This is a genomic window from Pseudomonas fuscovaginae SE-1 (assembly GCF_000364705.1).
GTDB lineage: Bacteria > Pseudomonadota > Gammaproteobacteria > Pseudomonadales > Pseudomonadaceae > Aquipseudomonas > Aquipseudomonas fuscovaginae_A.
In genome coordinates this window covers 1-2,548 of sequence record NZ_AQOH01000306.1, presented here as the reverse complement: position 1 = coordinate 2,548, position 2,548 = coordinate 1, and the positions used below count along the sequence as shown (strand labels likewise).

Genomic DNA, 2,548 nt, shown 5'->3' with positions numbered 1-2,548 from the left:
ACCAAGTGATCCAAGCCAAGATTCGCAAATATGATCTTTGGGAGTTTTTGGCGGAGCTAGGTCGCTATTTCCCATGCAGATTAATGGGATTCCGATTGGCTGTCTTGGGTCGTAAAAAGCTAAGGCCGCCATTTTTAGGTGATTGTGTACTAACCAGTTTTTCTCGAAGGAAGCGTCAACGAAAAGCCCGAGGTTGTTGTTGCATTTATCGCATGCATCGTGCGTTTTTAGGGCGTCTGGTGCATACGCGCCACCAAGGAATTTTGGTATGACATGTTCTAGCGTGAAATCCGATTCGTCTTTTTCTAGTAGGCAGTAAATACAACGTCTCATTGGATACTCAATTTTTTGATTTGATTAGACAGCGGAGCTGCGTTGTACATCACTTAAATCGGAATATTTTAAGTGGCTTGATCATTGTGGAAGCATCTATAGAGCGGAGCCTTGTCGGTTTTCAGGTTTTTCAGTCTCTCTGCTTGCATTGGTGGTAGATTTTTCTCGCATTGCCTCGCTCATCCGAGCGTGCAATCTCACTGCGGCCTGAGGGGAAATCACTCCACAACTTTGCAAGGTCACGATTTGACCTTCCAGCATTCCTTGAAAACGGTGATACGTGGCGTCTACAGAATCCAGCTTTAACCAATTGGCTAAGTTACACTCAAACCGTTCTAATTCACTTGCTTTCATAGGGTGTGGCGGCTTCTTCGTTGACATGCTCAAACTCCAACGCATTGACGCTAATCTGAATGGTCGTTTTCACCGAAAAAATGTGCTCTTTTCTATTGCTAAATCTTGCAGCAACCTCTTTGTCAGCAGCCAATATCCTTTGTCAGTTGCCCGCGAACCGGCTTGAGCGCCGCCTGCTCAGCCGCCGACAACGTCGTCCAGACCTTCAGGCCGGACCGCTGCTCAATCTCCTCTACGGTGACCTGGTAGTTGCAGAAATTGGCAGCACGCGGGGTGTCCTGATCCATGATGAAGGCGGCAAAGGTCGCTTCGGTGGGCGTGTTGTTGGTGAATATGATCTTCCAGTAACTGCTGGGAATGGTGTGCTGTTTGGTGGTGTTGGGAAGGGTGCCGATGTATCGCTCGTATAGAGTACCTGTAAGCACGTACACCGAATCAACCCCAGGCCGTTGAACCAGCCCTCGCTCCTTGTCTTCCAACCGTGCCCAGGCGCCCTGATTGAGGTCGCTCTTTTGCGGCGTGATGTTGGACAGGTAGTTCAGCGTCTGCCAGTCACTGACGCCCGCCATGGAGGCCAGGTTGGCCTGGTGGCCGCGGTCAGTCTTCAGCGTTTCATGCGCCAGCTTGTAGTCGGCATCATCCAGGGTCTCGCCAGCAGGAATGTCCGGATCGGTTTTCCAGTTGCGAGGGCGGTTGGGGTAGGGCGTGTCCTTGGTCACTCGATACGCCACCCACTTGGCAAACTTGGTCTGCGCATCGTTGTTCAGCGTGTAGGCCGTCCTGACCAGCGTGACGTCGCTGCCGCCGGTAGGGCAGCCCACCGAGCAGTTATCAATCTGCGGCGCTGATCCGGTGACCTGAGGCAATGGGGCAGGGGCAGGTGCTGACTCGGTAGGGCGACGTGTCTCAACGGTCGAACAGGCGCTGACCAGCGCCAGCAGCAGGTAGAGGCCGGCTTTCTGTAGATTCCGATTCACTATGAAGCTCCATTGATTTGAGATGCAGGAAACCATTCGGCGATGCCCAGGACAGGGCTGCGCGATAGTAAACCAACATCGTCAGAATGTTGCCTGTCGGTGTGTGAGCAGGGGTGTCACATCAGCGGCGACCACCTATGGACCTTACCGATCTGCGGCCCAGTCCTGGACTGCCGAGGTAAACACAGTGGCACCTGTCCAGTTTGAACCACGCAAATGCCAAACGAGTCTGATAGAGTTCGTTAGCACCCTAAACATAAAAACCATTCCGTAATTGAGACACCCGCAATGAGCACAGAACTGAGCGAGGAAGAAATGCGCCTGGCGCTTTTCGGTCCCTCCACTCCAGTCGCTGAACCAATCGTTTCACCAGTACCTGAAATCGAGTTCAAACCAACACCGAAGCCGATACCGGTTTCGGCGCCAACTGCTACCCCCAAACGCCGGTTCTCCTCCAAGCCACTTTCTCCGAAGCTGCGTGTGACCCTGCACGCCATCAAGGAGTTCGAAGGCAAGATTGAGGTCCTCACCTACGACGCCAACACCCTGAGCACCTTCACGACCGAACAGGAGGCCAACGCCCAGGCGAAAAAGAAGAAGTTCCGGTGTTTTGAAGTGGTGCCGATCAAGGCGGTTTAATGATCCGAAATCTAATTTTTGAGAAGGCGGTCAGTTTCAATATGATCAGCAGGGCTCCAATTTCGCTATAACTTATTTTATAAGTATGGCCGCGTCTCTTCTTGGTTGCGCAATTAAAAATGGTTGTCCCTGTTTTGAGGTGATAGGTTTAATCTTTTAAACCAAGTTTTCTACTAAACCATTGGTATTTCGTGTAGTCGAATTTTTTATCAAGTGAGTCTAGCTCATCAATCCTTGCTTTGATG

At 51.4% G+C, this 2,548-nt stretch carries 4 protein-coding genes; 1 reads left to right on the top strand and 3 read right to left on the bottom strand.

The window, feature by feature from the left end:
• The 3 genes from K675_RS32515 to K675_RS0124325 form a co-directional block, all read right to left on the bottom strand.
• Positions 1–333: HNH endonuclease (locus K675_RS32515; RefSeq protein ID WP_198291675.1), on the bottom strand; the 333-nt coding region annotated here is incomplete at its 3' end.
• 96 nt (positions 334–429) lie between these two features.
• On the bottom strand, positions 430–714 hold the full coding sequence (locus K675_RS32510; RefSeq protein WP_080635393.1) for a hypothetical protein: 285 nt from the start codon (positions 712–714) through the stop codon (positions 430–432).
• Between the two features lie 95 nt (positions 715–809).
• Positions 810–1,664 carry a DNA/RNA non-specific endonuclease gene (locus K675_RS0124325; RefSeq protein ID WP_232434473.1) on the bottom strand — a complete coding sequence of 285 codons (855 nt, stop codon included), beginning with the start codon at positions 1,662–1,664 and terminating at the stop codon, positions 810–812.
• A 288-nt stretch (positions 1,665–1,952) separates the two neighbouring features.
• Between K675_RS0124325 and K675_RS0124320 the strand changes: the two genes are divergently transcribed.
• On the top strand, positions 1,953–2,303 hold the full coding sequence (locus tag K675_RS0124320) for a hypothetical protein (protein ID WP_026145506.1): 351 nt from the start codon (positions 1,953–1,955) through the stop codon (positions 2,301–2,303).
• Positions 2,304–2,548 lie beyond the last annotated feature (245 nt).

Bases quoted from the DNA above. Each gene is read 5' to 3' on its own strand.
- K675_RS32510 (WP_080635393.1), bottom strand. From the start codon at position 714: ATGTCAACGAAGAAGCCGCCACACCCTATGAAAGCAAGTGAATTAGAA.
- K675_RS0124320 (WP_026145506.1), top strand. From the start codon at position 1,953: ATGAGCACAGAACTGAGCGAGGAAGAAATGCGCCTGGCGCTTTTCGGT.